Origin of the sequence: Pseudomonas sp. R62 (assembly GCF_000257605.1) — a bacterium.
In the GTDB taxonomy this organism is placed as follows: domain Bacteria; phylum Pseudomonadota; class Gammaproteobacteria; order Pseudomonadales; family Pseudomonadaceae; genus Aquipseudomonas; species Aquipseudomonas atacamensis.
The window spans coordinates 74767-80898 of the sequence record NZ_JH635999.1 but is presented as its reverse complement, the minus strand read 5'-3'; the positions used below and the strand labels follow the sequence as shown (position 1 = coordinate 80898).

7 protein-coding genes are annotated in these 6132 nt (G+C 60.0%); 1 reads left to right on the top strand and 6 read right to left on the bottom strand.

Annotated features, from left to right (window positions below; all coding sequences use genetic code 11):
• From OQK_RS30485 to OQK_RS18765, 6 genes are all read right to left on the bottom strand, one after another.
• The coding region (locus OQK_RS30485) for a DUF6531 domain-containing protein (protein ID WP_016773737.1) at positions 1–1825 on the bottom strand (1825 nt) is incomplete at its 3' end.
• Positions 1826–2064: 239 nt separating this feature from the next.
• A complete protein-coding gene (locus tag OQK_RS18785) occupies positions 2065–2472 on the bottom strand; it encodes a sel1 repeat family protein (protein ID WP_016773736.1) in 408 nt (135 codons plus the stop codon).
• Complete coding sequence (locus tag OQK_RS18780) at positions 2473–2844, bottom strand: hypothetical protein (RefSeq protein ID WP_003223109.1); 372 nt, start codon at positions 2842–2844, stop codon at positions 2473–2475. It abuts the gene before it with no gap.
• Positions 2841–3182, bottom strand: a complete 342-nt coding sequence (locus tag OQK_RS18775; RefSeq protein WP_016773735.1) for a helix-turn-helix domain-containing protein — start codon at positions 3180–3182, stop codon at positions 2841–2843. Before OQK_RS18775 ends, OQK_RS18780 begins: the two co-directional genes overlap by 4 nt.
• A 112-nt stretch (positions 3183–3294) precedes the next feature.
• Positions 3295–3750 (bottom strand): YkvA family protein, encoded by a 456-nt coding sequence (locus OQK_RS18770; RefSeq protein WP_016773733.1) that lies wholly within the window; start codon positions 3748–3750, stop codon positions 3295–3297.
• Positions 3751–4043: 293 nt separating this feature from the next.
• A complete protein-coding gene (locus OQK_RS18765; RefSeq protein WP_016773732.1) occupies positions 4044–4760 on the bottom strand; it encodes an FKBP-type peptidyl-prolyl cis-trans isomerase in 717 nt (238 codons plus the stop codon).
• A 269-nt stretch (positions 4761–5029) separates the two neighbouring features.
• Between OQK_RS18765 and OQK_RS18760 the strand changes: the two genes are divergently transcribed.
• On the top strand, positions 5030–6132 hold a 1103-nt coding region (locus OQK_RS18760; RefSeq protein WP_038861962.1), incomplete at its 3' end, for a di-heme-cytochrome C peroxidase.

Here is a 6132-nt window from a genome sequence, read left to right as displayed (position 1 = left end):
GGTCGTCATAGTCGTAGCGCTCGCTGTCGCCGACCGCGTTGGTCGCGACCAGTAGCCGTTGCCGCGCATCGAAGCTGTAGGTGGCGAGGTTTTGCTCGGTGATCCACTCGCCCTGAACAAACACCTGATAATCGACCGCCACCAGTTGCGCGCGGTCATACCGCAACAGCAGCGCGCGCCCGGCGCTGTTGTCCAGACGCTGAATGCGGTCGGAGCGATCCCGTTGCAGGGTCAGACGATTGCCGTAGACATCGCTGATTGCGGTCAGCCGGCCGGCGCGAAAATGGTAAAACCGCGCACTGTCGCCGGCCAACGCCAGAATCAGTTCTTCCGGCTCATCACCGAGAAAGATCGCCGCCCGCGACAGGCTGTTGTGAATCGCCGGGCGCGCGACGTTGGGCAGGGGAAAGCGGGTGCGGCGGTTTTCGTGGTCGATCCAGATCACGCCATCGCCGTCGAAGGACAGGCGATGGGCCAGCGTATGGCTCCAGCCGAACCCCAGGCCGATGTCGATCTCGACCGCGCTGCTGCGGTACAAGCGGGTGAACTCGAAGGGCAGCACGCCATCGAGCACCGCGTCGGTCAGGGTCAGCAGTTCTTCGCCGGTGACCATCGACACCGGGCAGCCATTGGTACAGGTTTTGGGCACGCAATCGGCGGCATCGCCGTTAGGGTTTTTCGATTGGTCGGGCGCGTCGTCGTGTGGCTCGTCCTTCTTCAACATGGCGTTGCGCTTGGCATCCCAGCGCAATTGCATCCGGCCCTTTTTCACCCCGGCGGCGATGCCCCGCGCGGCAACGGCTTTGTAGCGGTCGACGTATTCAATAAAGGCGTTGACGATGCTGAACAGCGCCTTGACCAGACGCTTGGCGACGTTGAACAGCTGCGTTGCGCGGTCAGCCAGACGCAGCGTCAGATAAGCGATCCCCGCCCCCGCTCCGACAAACGTCAGCACCACGCTGATCAACACATCGATGATCAGTTGCACGATCATCATCGACGCCACTTCAGCAGACTTGCCGGCAACCTCGCTGGGCGGCAGCATGTCCAGCCACAGGCTCGCCGACCGCAGCAGCAAGCACATCGCCGCTTCGTCACTGACCAGCAACTGCAGCTTTTCCATGAGATCCGGAGCGGTCTGCGCCAGCTCAATCAGCTCAGCCGCGCCACTGCCCAAACGCTCGGCAAACTTGCCGGGATCCTGGAGAATTTCCGAGAGCAGACCGAGGCTGTCCCATACCCCCTCGATGGCCGCCCAACTGCCGGCGAGCATGCCGTTGCTGGCTGCGATCGCCACCGACTGTGACCACTGCGGCTTGAAACCTTGCCACTCGCTACGCAGCCAGCGCTCAAGTTCGCCGGTCAAACCGTCGTAGGATTTGAACAGCTCGTCGACTTGACTGGAGGTGACAGCGCTGTGGACCAGAACGCGGTAGAACTTGCCCTCGTCGCCTCTGAACTCGCCCTTGCCCTGCTGATCAAGGGTGACCGGCGCGGTTTTGCCGCTATCCACGTCGACCACATCGACGGAAATGTTGCCCAGCGGGATGTCGTAGACCGATTCGAACTTGCTCTCGATTTGCATCAGCCCGCCGTGCGGGCACTGGACGACGCTGGAGGAAAATTCGTCGTCGCTGCTGCTGACCGACGTACTGCTATCGCCGAAGCGGATGATCCGCTCCATACCCACCAGCGATGGCAGGTCTGCTGCCTCGCTGATCTGGTCCGCCATGCGACTGAGCCAGTGATCAAGCTGTTTGCGGTAGAGGCTGAGCGTTTGCGGAAAGCTGTCGAGTTCCTGCTCGATGCGCGCGATGGCTTCCATCAACACACGCGAGCAAACAAGGTGGACTGAAAAACGGGCTGAAGCATGAGCGGTCCCTCGCGCAAGAAATTAGTCGCGGGAACTGTGCGGGGGATCAAAGAGGAAAGAAGTCAGGCGAGTAGGCAAAGGATGTAGGACTAATCTGCAATCCAGCATCAAGCGAAAAACGTGCAGGCAGAAACGTAAACGCGGCGTGAGGAAAACCTCACGCCGCGTTTACTTAGAAGACATACATGGAATTACTGCGTTGAATCACCAGCCCTCAGCTGTTGCAGCTTCAGCTCGGCCAACGGATGCCCGGCATTGGCGGCCATGCTCCACCAACGAGCGGCCTCAACGGGATCCGGCGCCTTGCTCGAGGTACCGGCGAGGCTGATCACGCCGACTTGATAAGCGGCTTTACCGTCGCCGGCCAACGCCGCCAGACGCAGCAGACGCACGCCTTCTTCACGCGCGCCTAGCCCGACGCCGCGAAAAGTCAGAATGTGCCCATAAAAGCTTTGAGCATCGACATTGCCGAGGTTGGCCATGCGCGCAAACTGGCCTTCGAGCCAGCGCCAGCCACGCGGCTGGCGAACGAACCACGACCAATGAAACAGCCGGCGGGCCAGCCAATAACCGGCCCGCGCCTTGAGCCGCAGAAACACTCAGGCCTCCGCCGATTCCGGGTATTCGTATTCGAAGACCCGCACCACTTCCGACGCATGCCAGGACGCCGCTGCAACGCCATCTGACGGCCCGGAAAAGCGCCCCAGACGCTCGACACATTCAAAGAACCCGGTACGCGGCAAACGACTCGCGCCCTGACTGATGACCAGCGAACTGCGCAACGGCTGCTCGGCTTTGGCATCCAGTGCGGCCAGATGCTCCAGCGCAGCCGTCAGCGTCTGCATCGCCGGCGTCGGCAGCTGCAAACGCTCAAGCAAGGCTCGATAGGTCAGAAGATGGCGCTGACGGCGCGCCTGGTCCAGTTCCCCCAGCAATCCGTCCCAATGTTGACGGCTGATGCGTACGCTCACGATTCATCCCTCCAACCTGGCACCGTCAGTTCCCAGGCCAGGCTGCGGCGAATCGCGGCGTCGGGCTGACGCTCACCACTTTCGATCATGGCCAGGTAAGACGGGCTGATGCCTACCGTGCGGGCCAGCGCCTCGATGGCGATGCCCTTCCCTTCGCGCAAACTGCGTAATTGATCCAGACCCGGAAGAATCGGCTCCGGCGAGGTGGCGAGCGGCGCTGCTGGCTGCGGCGCCGGTGTTGCGTTGATCCCTGCTGCTTTCAGTAAAGCCTGATATTGAGCCCACGGCAGAACCGCGTATTCGGGTTCGCCATCGCGTGCAATTATCTGAATATCCATGACTACCCCGTAGGACAACACCACTTAGCGAGTCGGCACTTTTCCCTAGAAGTGTAATCCTAACAGCGGCTAAGGTCGCGAGTGGTATCTATCTGTAGGCAGACTTGGTCAGTCAGGGTTTTTTCGGGCCTTGCAGCTGCAATTGTTCAGGGGTATCAGGGAGGCGTTCAACCACCGCCAGCTTTTCGGGCTGCTGGCGTTTGCGCCACAGGCGAAAGGCGTTGAGCTCGTCATCGAGGGTTTTCATCAGCCAGGCGAGGACAGCGATGTCATCGAGCATGCCGAACATGGGAATGAAATCCGGAATGGCATCGACCGGGCTGAGGAAATACATCAGGCCCGCCACCACCGAAATCAGCGACTTGGCACTGATCGCGCGATACTCGCCACGCCAGTAGGCCAGGCATAACGACTGCAGCAAGCGCAGATCATCCTTGAGTTTGCCCAAGCGATTGCCTTGCGCGGCGCCTTTGCTGGCCACGGCAAACAACAGGGTCGGCAGGCGTCCACGGGCCAGCAGGCGACCGGCCAACGGCAGGAATCGAGCGAAATTCCACGGAGCTTTCATCTATTCTTCCCGTTGAAATGTTATCCACACAAATTGTGGATAACCTTGTGAACAGAGCTGCATTTCAGCGCTGAGAGCCCCGTTTCATAAGGGCTGCGCTCAGATCGGGCGTTTTTTACTCACATAAAAAAGCCCAATATTTCATTGACTTGGCAGCTCAGGGCGTCTAGCGCGGGCAGCCTCAAAGCTATGACTGTGTTGAACGGCGTCAGTTCGCTCTGTTTACCTTTCCTGACCTGCAGATGCAACAACGCCCCGCATAAGCGAGGCGTTGTTGGCGATGCCGTTGCGTGTTACTTGGCAGCGGCGTCTTCTTTGGCTGGATCCTTGATGGCCAGCAGTTCCAGGTCGAAAACCAGAACCGAGTTGGCCGGGATTGCCGGGCTTGGCGACTGAGCGCCGTAAGCCAGGTCGCTAGGGATGTACAGTTTGTACTTCTCGCCAACGTGCATCAGTTGCAGACCTTCAACCCAACCCGGGATCACGCCACTGACTGGCAGATCGATCGGGCTGCCGCGCTCGACGGAGCTGTCGAACACGGTGCCGTTGGTCAGCTTGCCGGTGTAGTGAACAGTGACGACGTCGGTCGGCTTAGGCTGTGGGCCATCGGCTTTCTTCACTACTTCGTACTGCAGGCCGGAAGCGGTGGTGGTTACACCGGCTTTCTTGCCGTTTTCTTCGAGGAATTTCTTGCCGGCGGCTGCCGACTCTTCGCTCATCTTGGCCATGCGCTCTTCAGCACGCTTTTGCAGCGAGGCGAAGGCTTCGACCAGTTCTTCATCTTTCAGCTTCTGTTCTTTCTTGCCAACGGCATCTTCGATGCCCTGGGCTACCGCTTTGGAGTCCAGATCATCCATGCCTTCCTGGGCAAGGCTTTTGCCCATGTTCAGGCCGATGCCGTAGGAAGCTTTTTGCGCCGGGGTTTTCAGCTCTACGCTGGTCTGCGAGTCACAACCCGCGAGTACCAGGCTAACCAGGGCTACCGCCGCCGCCAACCGATGCTGTTTCATGCTATTTCCTTGTTCATGCGCCGAATGGGCAATCGAGTAAAGCCGCGAGCTTATCAGGCCGCCACGACCAATGGCTACCGGCATGAGAGCAGGAATCTTCCGATAAGTTCAGGGATTAAAACGCATTTGGGCAACGGCTGGATGAAGCTTCTGTCATCCGTGGGCGACAAGGCTCGTCGGCTCACGGCTCAACATCTGGCGTAATGGCCACTTGCCCAGCTAGCGCCGCTCAGGCATAACAGCGCAACAATTCGACAAGGATGTTCAACTTGCGCCTCTTATTCCGCGTTATCAGTCTGGTGATAGTTCTGGCGTTAATCGCCGTTGCGGTGATTGTCTATTACGTCGCCAACCCGAAATTGCCCTTCTACACCCCGCCCCAGCAGGTGCGTTACCTGGATCAATGGAGCGAAGAGCAACGCCAGACCTACTACTTCACGCCGCAGGGCACGCAAGTCAAAGGCCTGCGTTACGAGTGGTTCCAGGCATTGGAATTGCCCTTCTCCAAGCAGCGCTTCGCCTCCCCTGAATATCTCGCCCGTTTCGGCTTCCTGGTCGACCCGCAGCAGAAAGCTAGCGCGAACAACCCCGGCAACCTCCCCGTCGGTTTTGCCCGGCACCAGAATCCCGGCAACGCCTCCGAGCATTATCTGGACATCACCTGCGCCGCTTGCCACACCGGCGAGTTGCGCTTCAAAGACCAGGCCGTGCGCATCGATGGTGGCACCGCACAGCACGTGTTGCCTTCCAGCGTTCCTACTTTGCGCGGTGGCAGTTTCGGACAGGCCCTGGTCGCCAGTCTCGCCTCGACTTACTACAACCCATGGAAGTTTGAGCGCTTCGCCCGCCAGGTGCTCGGAGATGATTACGAAGCGCGCCGCGAACAATTGCGCAGCGAGTTCAAGACCTCGCTGAACACCTTCGTCAAAGTGGCCTGGAACGACACTCATCGCGGCCTCTATCCGACCGAGGAAGGCCCGGGGCGCACCGATGCGTTCGGCCGGATTGCCAACGCTACGTTTGGCGATGCGATTTCCCCTGCCAACTACCGCGTGGCCGATGCCCCGGTGGATTACCCGCAGCTGTGGGACATGTGGACGTTTGACTGGGTGCAGTGGAACGGCTCGGCTCAACAGCCAATGGCGCGCAACATCGGCGAGGCGCTCGGCGTCGGTGCCACGCTGAATTTCTTCGACGCCAACGGTCAGCCGCTGCAAGGCGCTGAGCGCTATCCCTCCAGCGTGCGCGTGCGTGATCTGCACGCCATCGAAGAAACCTTGCAGCAGCTGAAGCCGCCGACCTGGCCGGAAGATCTGTTCGGTGCGATCGACAAGCCGCTGGCCGCCAGAGGCCGCGCGCTGTTCGCGGAAAA

What these genes read in the sequence shown, in the direction of transcription:
- OQK_RS18770 (WP_016773733.1), bottom strand. Translation starts at nt 3,750, where the DNA reads ATGAAAGCTCCGTGGAATTTCGCTCGATTCCTGCCGTTGGCCGGTCGC.
- OQK_RS18775 (WP_016773735.1), bottom strand. Translation starts at nt 3,182, where the DNA reads ATGGATATTCAGATAATTGCACGCGATGGCGAACCCGAATACGCGGTT.
- OQK_RS18765 (WP_016773732.1), bottom strand. Translation starts at nt 4,760, where the DNA reads ATGAAACAGCATCGGTTGGCGGCGGCGGTAGCCCTGGTTAGCCTGGTA.